The sequence below is a fragment of the Cupriavidus sp. L7L genome, from assembly GCF_004353535.1.
Taxonomy (GTDB): domain Bacteria; phylum Pseudomonadota; class Gammaproteobacteria; order Burkholderiales; family Burkholderiaceae; genus Cupriavidus; species Cupriavidus oxalaticus_A.
Genome location: NZ_SMNY01000033.1, coordinates 72,331 through 87,600, shown reverse-complemented (window position 1 = coordinate 87,600; position 15,270 = coordinate 72,331). Strand labels below are relative to the sequence as shown.

12 protein-coding genes are annotated in these 15,270 nt (G+C 67.2%); 2 read left to right on the top strand and 10 right to left on the bottom strand.

The genetic code is table 11. The annotated features are described in order from the left end of the window. Window positions 1-71 precede the first annotated feature (71 nt). From E1J61_RS27595 to E1J61_RS27580, 4 genes are all read right to left on the bottom strand, one after another. The gene (locus tag E1J61_RS27595) at window positions 72-1,781 is read right to left on the bottom strand and encodes a lactate permease LctP family transporter (RefSeq protein WP_133097111.1); all 1,710 of its coding nucleotides are present in this window, start codon (window positions 1,779-1,781) and stop codon (window positions 72-74) included. A 67-nt stretch (window positions 1,782-1,848) separates the two neighbouring features. Continuing rightward, the gene (locus tag E1J61_RS27590) at window positions 1,849-3,294 is read right to left on the bottom strand and encodes a LutB/LldF family L-lactate oxidation iron-sulfur protein (protein ID WP_133097110.1); all 1,446 of its coding nucleotides are present in this window, start codon (window positions 3,292-3,294) and stop codon (window positions 1,849-1,851) included. Continuing rightward, window positions 3,291-4,013 carry an LUD domain-containing protein gene (locus E1J61_RS27585; RefSeq protein ID WP_133097109.1) on the bottom strand — a complete coding sequence of 241 codons (723 nt, stop codon included), beginning with the start codon at window positions 4,011-4,013 and terminating at the stop codon, window positions 3,291-3,293. The genes E1J61_RS27590 and E1J61_RS27585 overlap by 4 nt, the downstream gene beginning before the upstream one ends. Then, complete coding sequence (locus tag E1J61_RS27580; RefSeq protein WP_133097108.1) at window positions 4,010-4,792, bottom strand: (Fe-S)-binding protein; 783 nt, start codon at window positions 4,790-4,792, stop codon at window positions 4,010-4,012. The genes E1J61_RS27585 and E1J61_RS27580 overlap by 4 nt, the downstream gene beginning before the upstream one ends. 184 nt (window positions 4,793-4,976) lie before the next feature. On the opposite strand from E1J61_RS27580, the gene E1J61_RS27575 reads away from it, so the two are divergent. Next, complete coding sequence (locus E1J61_RS27575; protein ID WP_133097107.1) at window positions 4,977-5,648, top strand: FadR/GntR family transcriptional regulator; 672 nt, start codon at window positions 4,977-4,979, stop codon at window positions 5,646-5,648. 123 nt (window positions 5,649-5,771) lie between these two features. Here the strand turns inward: E1J61_RS27575 and E1J61_RS27570 are convergent, their stop codons facing one another. From E1J61_RS27570 to E1J61_RS27545, 6 genes are all read right to left on the bottom strand, one after another. Further along, window positions 5,772-6,809 (bottom strand): AI-2E family transporter, encoded by a 1,038-nt coding sequence (locus E1J61_RS27570; RefSeq protein WP_133097106.1) that lies wholly within the window; start codon window positions 6,807-6,809, stop codon window positions 5,772-5,774. Window positions 6,810-6,996: 187 nt separating this feature from the next. Continuing rightward, the gene (gene tssA, locus E1J61_RS27565) at window positions 6,997-8,064 is read right to left on the bottom strand and encodes a type VI secretion system protein TssA (RefSeq protein ID WP_133097105.1); all 1,068 of its coding nucleotides are present in this window, start codon (window positions 8,062-8,064) and stop codon (window positions 6,997-6,999) included. A 7-nt stretch (window positions 8,065-8,071) separates the two neighbouring features. Continuing rightward, the gene (tssG, locus tag E1J61_RS27560; RefSeq protein WP_371704805.1) at window positions 8,072-9,112 is read right to left on the bottom strand and encodes a type VI secretion system baseplate subunit TssG; all 1,041 of its coding nucleotides are present in this window, start codon (window positions 9,110-9,112) and stop codon (window positions 8,072-8,074) included. Further along, complete coding sequence (tssF, locus tag E1J61_RS27555; RefSeq protein ID WP_133097103.1) at window positions 9,109-10,989, bottom strand: type VI secretion system baseplate subunit TssF; 1,881 nt, start codon at window positions 10,987-10,989, stop codon at window positions 9,109-9,111. The genes tssG and tssF overlap by 4 nt, the downstream gene beginning before the upstream one ends. Window positions 10,990-11,004: 15 nt before the next feature. After that, window positions 11,005-11,571, bottom strand: a complete 567-nt coding sequence (gene tssE / locus E1J61_RS27550) for a type VI secretion system baseplate subunit TssE (protein WP_133097102.1) — start codon at window positions 11,569-11,571, stop codon at window positions 11,005-11,007. Next, a complete protein-coding gene (locus E1J61_RS27545; RefSeq protein ID WP_165971553.1) occupies window positions 11,555-12,037 on the bottom strand; it encodes a TagK domain-containing protein in 483 nt (160 codons plus the stop codon). Before E1J61_RS27545 ends, tssE begins: the two co-directional genes overlap by 17 nt. Window positions 12,038-12,543: 506 nt before the next feature. On the opposite strand from E1J61_RS27545, the gene tssH reads away from it, so the two are divergent. Then, entirely contained in the window at window positions 12,544-15,270 is a 2,727-nt protein-coding gene (gene tssH / locus E1J61_RS27540; protein ID WP_133097100.1) for a type VI secretion system ATPase TssH, read from the top strand.

The window sequence follows — 15,270 nt, the reverse complement described above, 5'->3', positions numbered from 1 at the left end:
TGTGAGGCGGGGGCCGCGGCCTGGCCAGCCGCAGGCACATCCCACGCGCCGCAGCCGGCCCGCCGCTCAGGTCAGCCCGGAATCATCCCAGGCAAGAGATAAGCCTGCACCATCGTGATGATCCCGATGACCACCGCGAACAACAGGCTGTGCTTGACGGTAAACCGGAACAGCTCCGATTCCTTCCCCACCAGTCCCGTCGCCGCGCAGGCCACTGCGATCGATTGCGGCGAGATCATCTTGGCGGTCACGCCGCCGGTGGTGTTGGCCGCCACCATCAGGGTGTCGGACACGCCGATCTGGTGCGCGGTGGTGTTCTGCAGCGCGCAGAACAGCGCGTTGGACGACGTATCCGATCCGGTCAGGAACACGCCCAGCCAGCCGAGGAACGGCGAGAAGAACGGGAACGCGGCCCCCGTGCCGGCCAGCAGCAGTGCCAGCGTCGACGACATGCCGGAGTAGTTCGCGACGAAGGCAAAGGCCAGCACCAGCCCGATCGACAGCACCGGGCGCGCCAGTTCCACCAGCGTTTCGCCGAAGGTAACAACCAGGTCGCGCGGCTTCATGCGCAGCAGCACGGCCGAGATCAGCGCGGTCAGCAGGATGGCGGTGCCCACGGCGGACAGCAGGTCAAGCTTCAGCACGGCCTCATAGGCCTTGGGCGTGGCCACGATCGGCGCGGCCTTGATCACCATCTGGTCCAGCCCCGGCACCTTGAACTTCAGCACCGTGCCCGCCAGCGCGCCGTTGGCGGCGAACAGCGCCTTGAACGGCTGCAGGCTCCATACCGTGACGATCGCCGTCAGGATGCCGAACGGTGCCCAGGCGCGCAGCGTCTGCGCCAGCGTGTAGGGCGATGCCTTGCGGCTCACCGGCGCGGCGCCAAAGCCGCCGCCAAAGCCGCCCAGCGCCACGGTGCCGCCGCTGACCGTACTGCCTGCGCCGCCAGCGCGTTGCGACGCGCCGCGCGGCTGCCACACCTTCAGGAACGCCGCCAGCGACACCAGGCTGACCAGCGCCGAGGTGATGTCCGGCAGTTCCGGCCCGATATGGTTGGAAGTGAAGTACTGCGTCACCGCGAAGCTGCCGCCGCACACCAGCGCCGCCGGCCAGGTCTCGCGCACGCCCTTGGCGCCGTCCATCATGAACACCAGCCAGAACGGCACCAGCAGCGACAGCAGCGGCAGCTGGCGGCCGGCCATGGCGCCGATCAGGAAGGGATCGATGCCCGTGACCTGTCCGGCCACGATGATGGGAATACCCATCGCGCCAAATGCCACCGGCGCGGTATTGGCGATCAGGCACAGTCCGGCGGCATACAGCGGATTGAAGCCCAGGCCGACCAGCAGCGCGGCGGTGATCGCCACCGGCGCGCCGAAGCCTGCCGCGCCTTCCAGGAAGGCGCCGAAGGCAAAGCCGATCAGCAGCATCTGCAGGCGCTGGTCGTCGGTGATCGCCAGCACCGAGGCGCGGATGATGTCGAACTGGCCGGTCTTGACCACGATCTTGTAGAGGAACACCGCGGTCACGATGATCCATGCGATCGGCCACAGCCCGTAGGCAAAGCCGAAGCCGGCCGAGGCCAGCGCCTGCTGCACCGGCATGCCGTAGGCGAAGATCGCCACGCCGAGCGCCAGCAGCAACGTGACCGCGGCGGCGACATGGCCCTTCATGCGCCACACGGCCAGCGCGATGAAGAAGAACAGGATGGGAATGGCCGCCGCCAGCGCCGACAGCCACAGGCTGCCTAGCGGCGTATAGAGTTGGGTCCAGGGTTGCACGGCTTAGTCTCCTACTTCAGTGGTGTTTCGGGAATTCTTTGTAGTTCTGGCAAACAGGCGGGCGTGCCTACTCCGGCTGCCCCTTCTCCTTGAGCAGATCCGCCAGGCTCTTCGCCGCCGGCTTCAGTGGCGTGCGATGCTGCGTCCATCCCATCTGCTTCGACGGCGCCAGCGCACGCAGTCTGGTGGCCGCCCAGCGGAACATCCGGTAAGTGGCCGGGTGCGAATACGCCCCGCTCCAGAAGCGCCACACCAGGTGCTCGCCCTTGCTGTACTTGGCGCCCTGGCCACGCAGCGGGTTGGCCACCCGCTCCTCGGGATCGCGGTTGGATTCGGTGCGCAGGCGCACCAGTAATTGCGGGATCGGGATGCGTACCGGGCAGACCTCGCCGCAGGCGCCGCACAGGCTGGATGCGGTGGGCAGGTCCGCCGTGGCCTCGAGCCCCAGCAGATGCGGCGAAATGATCTTGCCGATCGGACCGGGATAAGTCGTGCCATAGGCATGGCCGCCGATGCGCGTATAGACCGGGCAATGGTTCATGCATGCCCCGCAGCGGATGCACTGCAGCGTGGCGCGCAGCTGCGCGTCGGCGTAGGCCTGCGTACGGCCGTTGTCGAGCAGCACCAGGTGCACCTCGCGCGGGCCGTCGCGCTCGCCGTCGCGGCGCGGGCCGGAGATCAGGTTGAAGTACGTGGTGATCGCCTGCCCGGTGGCCGAGCGCGTCAGCAGGCTCGACAGCGGCACGATGTGCTCGAGCTTCGCCACCACCTTTTCCATGCCCATGATGGCGATGTGCACATCGGGGACCGTTGTCGAAAGGCGGCCGTTGCCCTCGTTCTCGACCAGCCACAGCGTGCCGGTGTCCGCCGCGGCGAAGTTGACCCCGGACAGGCCGATGTCGGCGCCGACGAACGCCTGCCGCAGCGCGCGGCGTCCGGTCTGGATCAGCGCGTCGACGTCCTCGGTATAGGTCGTGTCAGGAATATGCTGCTCGAACAGCGCGGCGATATCGCCCTTGGTCTTGTGGATCGCCGGCATCACGATATGCGACGGCTTCTCGCCGGCAAGCTGGACGATGTACTCGCCCATGTCCGACTCGATGCATTCGACGCCGCGCTCGGCCAGGTAATGGTTCAGCTCGATTTCCTCGCTGGCCATCGACTTGCCCTTGATCACGCGACTGGCCTGCCTTGCCGCCGCGATGCCGTGGATGATGCGGTTGGCGTCGTCGGCGGTCTCGGCCCAGTGGACCTGCACACCGGCGGCGGCGAGCTGTTCCTCCAGTTGCACCAGCAGGTCCGGCAGGTTGGCGAGCGCGTGCTGGCGCACCGCTTCGCCCAGGTCGCGCAGCCGCTCCAGCTCATCGGCGTCGGGAAACTGCGCCAGCCGCTTGCCCTGCAGGAAGTCCATCGCGCCGCGAAAGCTCTGGCGCAGCTTGGGATCGTCCAGCGCCTCGCGCGCGCGCGCCTTGAAGTCTTGCGGCGCGACGAAATGCAGCGTGTTCTGGCTCATTGCGCGGCCTCCTTGTTATCGATGTCCTGCTTGTCGATGTCCTGCACGATGACGACCCACAGCCGGCGCGGGCCGTGCGCACCGTAGGCCAGCGTCTGCTGGATATCGGAAGTCTTGGACGGGCCCGAGATCATCACCAGGTTGGTCGGCATGCCGTCGCGCCAGCGTTCGGCGCGCGCGGCCATGTGCAGGTCCTGGTGCAGCGTCGATGCGCGCACCAGCGCCACGTGCAGCGGCGGCACCAGCGATACCGTGCGCGGCGATCCCGCGTCCGGTGCAACGATCAGCGTGCCGGTGGCGGCAATGCCCGAGCGCGCCACGGTGAAGCCGGCGTCGACGGTGTCGAACAGCTCGGCTTTCCAGGCTTCGATGGGGCGGTCATAGCCGATGGCTTCGACCTGGGGCGGCAGCGCGGCAGCCAGCGCCGCGCCGGCGTGGCTCGCGGGATCGAGCAGCAGGCGCCGGACGCCGGCTTCGGCCAGCGCGGCGGCCAGCAATGCCGGCCACGCTTGCGCATCGGTGCACCAGACTTCAGCGTGCGAGGCTTCCAGTGCCATGCGCATCGCATCGACCAGCTCGTCGGCGCTAGGCGCGCGATGCCGGCGCGCCTCGAAATGGCCATCGATGCGGCGATCCAGTTCAGCGGTGGAGGACGCAGGCGTGATGGCGGCGGCGCGCAGCCGGCCCAGCATGCGTTCGCGGGCGCCGGGCGTGCTCATGCGGCACCTCCGGTGCGCCGCCACAGGAAGCTGGCCAGGTGTTCGACCTGCAGCGGGACGCCGTCATGCGCGGCGGTATGGCCGATATTGAGCAGGCAGCCGCAGTCGGCCGACACCAGCCGCTCGCAGTCGGTGGCGCAGGCGGACGCAACCTTGTCGCGCACCATCGCACCGGAGATATCGGGATGCTTGAGCGAAAACGTGCCGCCGAAGCCGCAGCATTCCGACTCGCGCTGATGCTCGACGCGGGTCACGCCAGGCAATGCATCGACCAGTGCCACGCCATGCTGGCGCGTACCCATTTCGCGGCGCGCGCCGCAGGAGGTATGCAGCACGATGCGCTCGGGCGCCTGGCCCGGCGGCACGGCGTTGTGGAAATCAACGTGCAGTACGTGCAGCAGGAATTCGCCCAGCTCGTAAATCCGCTCGGCCAGCGCGCGCGCCTTCGGGCCGGCCACGGGATCGTCGGCGAACAATTGCGGCCAGTGGTGGCGCATCATGCCGGCGCATGACCCGGACGGCACGATGACCGGCCAGGGCTGGCTGAACAGGTCCAGCTGCGCACGGGCTACCGCACGCGCGGCGTCGGGATTGCCGCTGCTGTAAGCCGGCTGGCCGCAGCAGCTCTGCGCACGCGGAAAGTGTACGGTGAGGCCTTCGCGCTCGAGCAGCCGCACGGCGTCGAGCCCGGCCTGCGGCACGAACAGGTCGACCAGGCAGGTGGCAAAGAGATAGGCCTGCGTAGGCGCAGGGCCGTTGGGGTACTGACGATCCTTCATGTCTCGCTCCGTATGTGCTGGGTTGCGCTGCTTGGCGTCGCACATTTGGGCGCATAATTCCCGCTTCCGCGCCGTTGTTCAAATTGGTTGGACCAGTCGGCGGGGCGATTGTGGAGCGAGGGTGGACGGCATGACGGCGGCGGCACAAAGGAGCGGACGCACCCGCGGGCGCGTGGAGGCGGTCATGCGCGAGATGGAAACCGCGCTGCTGGACGGTACGTGGCCGCCGGGCACCCGGCTACCGGCCGAGCGCGTGCTGGCCGAGCAGTACGCGGTGGCGCGCAACACCGTGCGCGAAGCCATCCAGCGCCTGGCCGCGCGCGGCCTGCTGCAAAGCCGGCGCGGCGCCGGCGTCTATGCCACCGACCAGTTGCGCGCCGGCATTGCTTCCCCATGGGGCCAGCTGGTGGCCGACCATCCCGCGCTGCGTGACGACATCCTGGAGTTCCGCCGCGTACTGGAAGGCGCGACCGCCTATTTCGCCGCGCTGCGCGCCAACGCCGCCGACGTCAGGCGCATCCGCACCCTGATGGATGAACTCGAATGCGCCCGCGCCGCCGACGACAAGCAAGCCGAGGCCGATGCCGATGCGCGCCTGCATGACGCCATCGCGCTGGCTTCGCACAACACCATGTTCCTGCACCTGCATACCAGCGTGATCGGCATGCTGCGCGAACACATCACCATCAATGGCACCGGACTGCGCGAACAGGACGACAGCGCCTCGGAACTGTTGCTGCTGCAGCACCGGACGCTATGCGAGGCGATCTGCGCGCGCCGGCCGGAAGAAGCGCGCACGGCGATGCAGACGCATATCGACTTCGTGCGCAGCCGGGTCGAGCAGGACGGGAGCTGAATGCGCGTAATTGGTCGGACCAGCGGGCGCTGGGGCGCCGGAATGGAAAACGTCTCCAATGCCAGCAACGGCTGCGGCACATTCGCCCACTTTTGCCCGCGGCCAAAGGCCAGGGCGCTGTGTTTATATCAGGCCGGCACCGGCCAGTTCCCGCTTCAGGTATGCATAGAAAATCGGGCCGGCGATCACGCCGGGAATGCCGAACAGCGTCTCCATCAGCAGCATCACGACCAGCAGCTCCCACGCCGCGGCCTGGATGCGCGCGCCGATGATGCGGGCGTTCAGGAAATACTCCAGCTTGTGGATCACCACCAGGAACACCAGCGAACCCACCGCGATCGGCAGCGATACCGACAGGGACGCCACCACGATGGCGGTATTGGAAATCAGGTTGCCCAGCACCGGCAGCAAGCCGGCCACGAAGGTGATGACCACCAGCGTCTTCGACAGGGGCAGGTGCACGCCGAACAGCGGCAGCACCAGCAGCAGGTAAATCGCCGTCAGCAAGGTATTGATCGTCGAAATCTGGATCTGCGCAAAGATGAACTGCGAGAACGCCTGCTGCAGCGTGCGCGCCCGCGCCACCAGCGCAGCCGCCAAGGGACGGCGGTTCGGCCGTGACACGGCGCGGTAAAGCGCCACCATCGCGCCGATCACCAGGCCGATCAGGATATGCACCAGCGTGCGCAACACCTCCGCCCCCAGCTTCTGCGCCATGGCAGCATGCGCGCGCAGCGCTTCGATCAGCGCATTGGCCAGCTCGTCCACGCCGTTGGGCAGTGCGTCACTGAGCCACGGCGGCAACTGCCCGCGCGACTGGTCGATAATGTCCGCGACATGATTGAGCAAGCCATCCAGCGTATTGCCTTCCCCGCTGATAAAGCGCACCAGCAGCCAGCCTGCCAATGACAGCCCCAGCAGGATCAACGCCGACAGGATTGCCACCGCCAGCGCATCGTGCCGCTGGTTCAGCCGCTTCAGCCGCGGCGCCAGCACATCCACCAGGGAATACAGCAGCAGCCCGGACAGCAAGGCTGCCACCAGGTTCGCTTGGAGCACGGTCCAGAGCGCCAGCGCAGTCAGGACATAGGCGACGGCACCGACGCTGTACCACGCGGCCGGCAGCAGGCGCGGGGCGTTGGTCTGGTCGGGGTCTTTCATCGATGGTCTCCGGCGTTGGGGGGCACGCGCCCTCGGCGGGTGCGGGGCGGGCCAGGGCAAGCCCGCCTGTCAGTTCGGGTCAGGCAGCCTAGCGCTCGATTGTCGGGGCGGTGGCGGGGTTAGGCAAGCCTGCCGTGCACGGGTCCCGCTGGTGGCAAAAGGCTGGAAGGCGTGCCGCGCAGCGCTCCTATGCGGACTCCCGCACCCAGCGCTCGACAAGTTCCTCCGGTATGGCGCGGTAGACGTCTTCGAAGCGCTTGCCGATCAGGCGCTCGACCTGCCATAGCAGCAGGGCAACCGGGCTGCTGGGTTCATGCTGCTCGAACCACTGGCGCACAGCCCGGACCTGGCGCAAGGCGGCATCGCGGCCAGCGGGGCTATCGCCGGGGTCCGGGATGACTGGCAGGGCGGCAGGCGCCGATGGCGCCATGGAGTGAGAGGCATCTGACATGGGCATCGGCCCAGGCTTGACGGGGCGATCGGCCATTGCCTCCGCCACGGTCGTGCCCGCGAGTTCCGGATTGCCGACGAGCCGAAGTAACTTTCCAAGCGGCGCGAGGTCCGGCGCATGGCCCGCCAGCGTCTCATCGCCCCAATGCTGCAAGATCGCTGCCAGGCCGTAGGCTTCATCCATGGCGGCAATCTCGCGCATGCCCTGGCGCCGCAACGCGTCCAGTTGCTGGCGCACGGACTCTGGCGCGAGGGCATCGGCAGGATGAGGTACCCCCAACGCCCGTTCGATATCCCTGACCTGCAGGCGCGTTGCCGCATTGCCTGCCAGCACGATCTCGCGTATATCGGCGAGAAGGCCGTCCGGGTCGACCAGCGCCGCGAAGGCGTTGGCGCGCAGTGCCGGATCGTGTTCGCCTTCCACCATCAGCTGGGGATGGATGTCTTCCGGATAGTCAGCCAGCAGGCGTTGCAGCAGCGCCATGCCATCGCGCAGGCCCTCGGCGTGGTCGAGCCGCGTGCGGCAGCGAAGCAGCAGGTTCAGCAAGCGGATGTCCTTGCTGCGCATCAGCAAGCGCCGGCAGTCGCGCTCGAGCTCTGTCCAGTTCGGTGGCTCGGCCTGCGCAACGAAATCGCCGTATTGTGCTTCCGCGCCGGGCGCCGCCTTTGCCATCAGGACGACGAATTCCGGGTCGTATTCGAGATCGGGGCCGCAAGGATGTGCGGCATCGATCGGCTGTGCCAGCTCGGCGAGGCGGATTGCCTGGCGCGCATCGGATCTGGCTGCCCTGGATTTTGCCTTCATGGCAGCCTCAGTGTGTGACGTACTTCTCGGGGTCGAAGACCATGCCGGTGATGGCGCGCTGCTGGTCGGCCTCACCCAGCCAGGTCGACCAGCCCAGGCCCTCTTGCGCACCGAGCACGGCAGGCGGCGCGCAATGCGGCTTTATCTGCAGCTGCAGCTCCCACTCGTATTCGAAGCCGATGAAGGACCGGACCCATTCCACCAGCACCGGCAGATCGCGCCCGTTGGGCGTGAAGTTCAGGTACTGCTGCAGATGCAGCGGGCCGATGACGAGACGGAACTTGTGCTGCCGGTCGGGGACCATGTCGCCCAGCAGCGCGCCCTGGCCCATCACGCCTGGCGAACCGGGGCGGCCGAGACGGCTGTGTTCGGCCGGATCTAGCACGATCCAGTGCAGCACGAACTCCTCCAGCCGCACCGGTAGGCCAAAGAAGTGCGACACCGTCCCGGCGATGCCATCGGGACAGCGCGACTCGCGCACATGGTGGGCGCTCGCGGACAGGCGCGCGTGCGCCGGCAACGGGCCGCGGCGGATTTCTCCGGGATCCTGCCCCGCCAGCCAGCCCACGTAGCGCGAAAAGACTTCCTCGTCCGGCCGGTCGAGCCCCGCCGTGGCCTGCGAGCCCGCCCAGGCCTGGTAGAACTGCGTCAGCGCGCGATGATGGAACAGGTCGAGGAAGGCCGCAGTCGTCCCGTCGCGGTGTGCCTCGGTGCGCTCCCTGACAATTTCCGTGTGATGGATCGGCAAGGCGCCATTGGGGCCTAGCATGCCGAGCCCGAACAGCTGGATCCGCAACCGGCCCGCCTGCATCTCAAGCCGGGCAATCTCGCGCGGCGCAAACGCCAGCGAGGCGGCCTGGCCAATGCGGAAGCATTCCGCTTGCGGTCGGATGGCGCGGCCGGCCGGCGGCAGGTCGGCATGCTGCGCCGACAGCGCGCGCAAGAGCCCGAGGAAGCTGACCTTCCATGGCGCGCGTTGCGCATCGTCTGCGACGGAGCGCGCGGCGCCGCGCTGGCCGATACTGTTGTCGGTCTGGCTCATGGCTATATCGCGCCGCGTCCTCCCATTCGTACCGGCCAGCGGTGAATCAGGCCGCGTTCGATCGCGTACAACTCCGTTTCCGCGAAGGCGTTGACCGATACGTGCCGCGCCAGGAAGTGCTCGAGGATCACGCCGAACAGGTAGGGGCTGATGCCCGAGAAGCCGCTTTCCTCCACCGTCAGCCGGCACTGGACACCGCGGCCGTAGAGGATGGGTCCGTTTCCGGGCAGCCGCCGCGTGACCGGCCGGATGCTGCTGCCGATCAGGCTCTGGACCTGCCGCTGCTGGGCCGCGTCGTCGGGGGCGACGAACAGCCGCAGCAGGTCGCGCAGTCCCTGGCCGCCTTCGCGATGGTCGAGATCGGTGAGCGAAAGGTAGTTGAACCCCAGCTGGCGGATCAGCCGCCAGGCCATTTCTCCCTCGGCGAAGGGCGCGCGCGGGGCCGACGTCGGCCGGATCAGCCCGACCCCGCCGACGGGAATCGAATCCGGTGTGCGCAAGTCATCGTAGCCATTGCGCGGGACAAGATTCGGCAGGTCGCGGTTGGTGACCATGGCCTGCACCGACAGGTAGCGCAAGTCGTTCGGGTAGGGGGCCTCGCGCTGGTCGACCAGCGACAGGAACACCTCGGTGCCGGTGTACGCGGTGCGTGTCCCGTACTTGCGCGCATGATCGGAAACCAGCCGTCGTTCCCGCCGCATGGAGAAGTAGCGTCCATGGTTGCCCTCGTCGCTGTTCAGCGTGGCAAAGAGCGGCCGGAACGCCACCGGCGTGCTGCGCTCGGAAACCTGCCCGGACAGGCCCTGCACCGAGAAGACCTCGTAGTCGAGCGGCCGGCGCCGGTCCGGCACGAGGTGAAACTCGGTGTGCCCGGCATGGATTTCCATCCGGTCGGTGCGCATCGGGAACAGGTTGACCACCGGCGTGCAGAACAGCGCGAACTGGCTCGCATCGACCTGGCTCGCGAGCACCCCGGGCGGCCTGGCCAGCAGGATCACGATCTCGGCCTCGCCGCCGTCGATGCCGGCCAGTCCGGGTGCGAGTCCGTTGAGTGCGGCGAAATAGAACCGCTGCGGACACGCGAAATACTCGTGCACGAGGTTGTGCCCGTGAAACTTGTTCCAGGGCACCGGCAAGGCGCTTTCCTCCGGTGCCATGCCGACGTAGCCGACCGCGTCCTGCGGGACCGCGCAGGGCCGCTCGCCCATCGCGCCTGGCTTGCCGATGAGCACGGTGACGCCGGCACCATGCAGCAACTCGAACAGGTGCGAGGCGATCTGGTCGTTGCCGCACAGATGCAGGGGCAGGGTATCAAGCCCGGCCAGCCTGGCGAACGTGACATTGCGGGTCAGCCTCAGTCGCAGCCGCAGCGCACCCTGTACGTTCACGTGGGCCGGCACGTAGCGTTCGAGATGCCGGATGTCCGGCGGGATGCCGGTAAGCCGGGCGTCGGCGATCTCGATCGGCCACAGTGTCAGCGGCTGGGTCGTGCGAAACTCGCATTGGGTCGATTCGCCCGCCGGCGCACGAGCCAGCAGCGCGGTGCCGCGCGGTATCGGGATGCCGCGGACCAGGTCGCCCTCCTTGTGGCTGGGATGGAACTGCGCGACCGCGATCGCCGGCGTCGGCGCGATGTAGTTGGGATAGATGACTTCCAGCAGGCGCTGGGTAAAGCGCGGGAATTCCGCATCGAGCTTCAGCTGCGTGCGGGCGGACAGGAAGCAGAACGCTTCGATGAGGCGCTCCACATAGGGATCGGCCACCTCGATGCCCTGCATGCCCAGGCGCCTGGCCACCTTGGGATGCTGGTTCGCAAACTCCCCCGCCAGCTCGCGCATGTAGACCAGTTCGCGGTTGTAGTACTCAAGCAGCCGAGGGTCCATGGTGGTGGGGAGGCATCAGTTGGCGTGAATCGACTTGACCTGCATGCGGCTGGTCTCCAGGTCGAGCGAGCTTTGTGCGGTGAAGGCCATCGGATAGGGATCCATGTGGATCAGGCCGGAAATCTCGAATAGCAGCACGTTGTGGCGATGCGGCGCATCCTCCTTCAGCAGCGGCGCGATCCCGAGCGAGCCCGGGATCAGGCGCGGCTCGAAATCCTCGATGGCGCGCTGGACGATGCGGATGATGTCGTCCCATTTGCGCTCGGACAGGTAGCTTCCTGCGAGCGCGGGAACGCCGTAGTTGAGCGTCGAGCTGGCAGCCTGGGGATAGCGCGCGCGATCGATCTCGTCCTCGCGGTTGGTCGTGTTGAGCAGGTAGGTGAGATCGCGCTGGATGATCTTGCGCATCTGCGCGCGCGTGACGGTGTATTCCTCCGGCGCTTCCGTCCTGCGGTGCGGCGCATCGTCGCGCAGCCGGTCGAACAGCGTCGGCAGCAGTTGCGAATTCGGACGGCGGGGCGGACCGGCGCGGCGCAGGGCCGCCGGCGTGCCACGGTCCGGCCGCTCAGGTGGTTTGCTCATCGTCCGGGGACCATTCGCGTTCTGGGCAATAGACGCTGTCCATGGAAACCAAATGGTGTTCGCGCCGTGTAAGGCTGGCGGTGGCGGCGCGGACTTGCGCGCAATCGATGCCGCTGGCAAAGAGCCGCAGCACGTCCGGGGCTCGCGGTTGCATAAAGAGCTGGCAGTCATCCGCGGCGTCTCCTGCGCTGATGCAGGCATCGATATGACCGGCCACGTCCAGCATGTCCATCAGCCTGGCCGTACTGGCGGCTTCGTGGGCGAGCGTCTGCAGCGGATTGGGATCGGACGCGGCAAGCGGGGTGGGCGCCCTGGCGCCTGCATCGTGGACGCCGACATAGTCGGGATCGCGCAAGACGGCCTCGGCTTCCAGCATGAGCCGCGCCAGCATGTCCGGGCCCGCCGCGATGCCGGCGTGGCTGGCGCTTGGCGCCGGGATGTGACCCTGGCCGACCAGGTCGAGCAACCCATTCGCGTCGGGTCCTGCGTCGGAAAGCGCCCTTGCTGGATCGCCTGGCCATTCGCTCATGTCGCCTCCGCCCACCTCGGTTTCAGGAAATGGCGCTGATGATAATCACAAAAATTGCGGAAATGAATGCGGAAATCCGGTATTACGTGCTATTAATTTCTAATATTAGATTTAATTTAGTTTCATTAAAAATATGAAGAATCCTATTGTTTGACTTGCGGGTGTGTGTAGTCAGTGACGGCTGTCCCGTATTTCGATGAGAGTCCGAAGAAATAAGGCTGTCTGTCATTGCGGCATGATTCATGCGGTGGTAATTGCGCACGAGATGGGTCGAATTACCCCATGAATGTTGTGATTCGATTTTTATGGCGCCGCGCTATGAATATTCAGATTGTCGGCGCATTGCATGCCTGAAGATTCGTCAATAGTCTGAAAAAACGCAAAGACAACCGTCCAACGGCTCGCATTCATGCAGCCGTGAACGGAAGACGCAAGGCATTCGAATGGATATTTCGCGCCAGGCCCTGTTTGGCCGACTCAATCCCACCCTGTTCAAGGCGCTGGAAAGCGCGACCGCTTTCTGCAAGCTCCGCGGCAACCCGTACGTGGAGCTGGTCCACTGGCTGCACCAGTTGCTGCAGGCGCCCGACGGCGACATGCAGCGCATGCTGCGGCATGCGGGTGCGGACCGGGCGGCCCTGGAGGCCGACCTGACCCGGGCGCTGGCGGCGCTGCCGGCCGGCGCTTCGTCGATCAACGATTTCTCGTTCCAGATCGAGACAGCGGTGGAGCGTGCCTGGGTCTACGCAACGCTGGCATTCGATGACGGCCGCGTGCGCGGCGCCTACCTGCTGACCGCGCTGCTGAAGACGCCCGAGCTGCGCCGCACCGTGCTTGGCGTGTCCAGGCAGTTCGGGAAGGTACAGGCCGATGATCTCGTCGCCAACCTGCCGGCACAGGTTGCCCAGTCGCCGGAAGCGGAGGAGGGGGCATATGACGGTAGCGGCCTGGCGCCGGCGGCGCCAGGGGAGCCGAGCGGCGCCATCGCCGACGCGCCGTCTGGCCGGTCGGCGCTGCACCAGTACTGCCTTGACCTGACCGAAGCCGCGCGTGCCGGCAAGCTCGACCCCGTGATCGGCCGCGAGCAGGAGATCCGCACCATGACGGACATCCTGTTGCGCCGCCGTCAGAACAACCCGCTGCTGGCCGGCGATGCGGGTGTAGGCAAGACCGCCGTGATCGAAGGATTCGCCCGGGCCATCGCGGCAGGGCAGGTGCCGCCCAGCCTGAAGGATGTCCGGCTTCTGAGCCTCGATGTCGGCGCGTTGCTCGCCGGCGCGAGCATGAAGGGGGAATTCGAGGCGCGCCTGAAGGCTGTGCTGGAAGAGGCCGACCGGTCGCCCAAGCCGGTGATCCTGTTTATCGACGAAGTACACACGCTGGTCGGTGCCGGCGGGCAGGCAGGCACCGGCGATGCCGCCAACCTGCTCAAGCCGGCGCTGGCCCGCGGCGCGTTGCGCACGGTCGGCGCCACCACCTGGACGGAATACAAGCGCCATATCGAAAAGGATCCCGCGCTCACGCGACGGTTCCAGGTGCTGCAGGTCATCGAGCCGGAGGAGGCCATGGCAATGGCCATGCTGCGCGGGCTGGTTTCCACTTTCGAGACGCATCACCAGGTGCTCGTGCGCGATGACGCGGTGCGTGCCGCGGTCAGGCTGTCGCATCGCTACATCCCTTCGCGGCAGTTGCCTGACAAGGCGATCAGCCTGCTCGACACTGCCTGCGCGCGCGTTGCGCTGTCACTGCACGCCCCGCCGAAGGAGGTCGAATTCCTGCGGCAGCAATTGCAGGCATGCGATACCGAGCATGCGCTGCTGGCCAAAGAGGCGACGCTCGGTGCCGCTCCGGGCAAGCTGCTGACGCCGCGGATGGCCGACCTCAATACGCGCCGCGAGCGGATCGAGGGCGAGCTGGCGCTGGCCGACGGTCGGTGGAAGCGCGAACTGAGCCTGGCCAACGACCTGCTTGCCTGCCGGCGCGTGCTGAGCCAGGCGCCGGAGCAGGCGCCGTTGGCCACGGACGAGGCCCGCCGCCAGCTCGAGGACATCGAAGCCGAACTGAGCGCGGCCCGCGCCAGCGCGCCGCTGGTCCATACCGAAGTGGACGAGGCGGTCGTGGCCGAAATCGTCTCGGACTGGACCGGCATCCCTGTCGGCCGCATGGTGGCGGACGAGGTAGCGGCGGTGATGCGGCTGCCGCAGACGCTCGCCGCCAGGGTGACCGGGCAAGACCACGCGCTTGCCCTGCTGGCAGAGCGCATCCAGACCGCCAGGGCGCAGCTGGCCGATCCCGGCAAGCCGGTCGGGGTGTTCCTGCTGGTCGGGCCGTCCGGCATCGGCAAGACCGAAACGGCGCTGGCGCTGGCCGATGCGCTGTACGGCGGCGAGCAGAACCTCATCTCGATCAATCTCTCCGAATTCCAGGAGGCGCATACCGTCTCGACGCTCAAGGGCGCGCCGCCGGGTTATGTCGGCTACGGCGACGGCGGCGTGCTCACGGAAGCGGTGCGCCGCCGGCCGCACAGCGTGGTATTGCTCGATGAAGTCGAGAAGGCGCATGCCGATGTGCACGAAGTCTTCTACCAGGTCTTCGACAAGGGCCATATGGAAGACGGCGAAGGCCGCCACATCGACTTCCGCAACACGATCCTGCTGCTCACCAGCAATGTGGGTTCCGAGCTGCTGCTGGACCTGTGTGAGGGCAACGGCTCGCCCCCCGACCTTGCCGCGTTGTGCGAGGCCCTCACGCCCGAACTGCGCAAGCATTTCCCGGCGGCCTTCCTCGGCCGCCTCGTGGTCCTTCCCTACCTGCCGTTGGCGCCGGAAAACCTCGGGCGCATCGCGCGCCTGCAACTGGAGCGGGTCGCGGCACGCCTCCAATCCCAGCACGGCATTGCGTTGAAGTACGCGGATGCCGTGGTCGATCTCATCGTGTCGCGGTGCGCGGTGGGCGAGACCGGCGCGCGCCAGCTGATCGGCTTTATCGAGCAGGCCATCCAGCCGCAGCTCGCGCGGCTATGGCTGACGGCACTGTCCGGCAAACAGGATGTGGCGGCCGTCGCCATCGGCCTGTCCGGTACAGGGCCGGGCGAGCTGACCTATGACATCGAATACCGTTCCGGCCAGGGTCATGCCGAGCCGGGCAATGCCGAAGCCGGACCGGCCTGA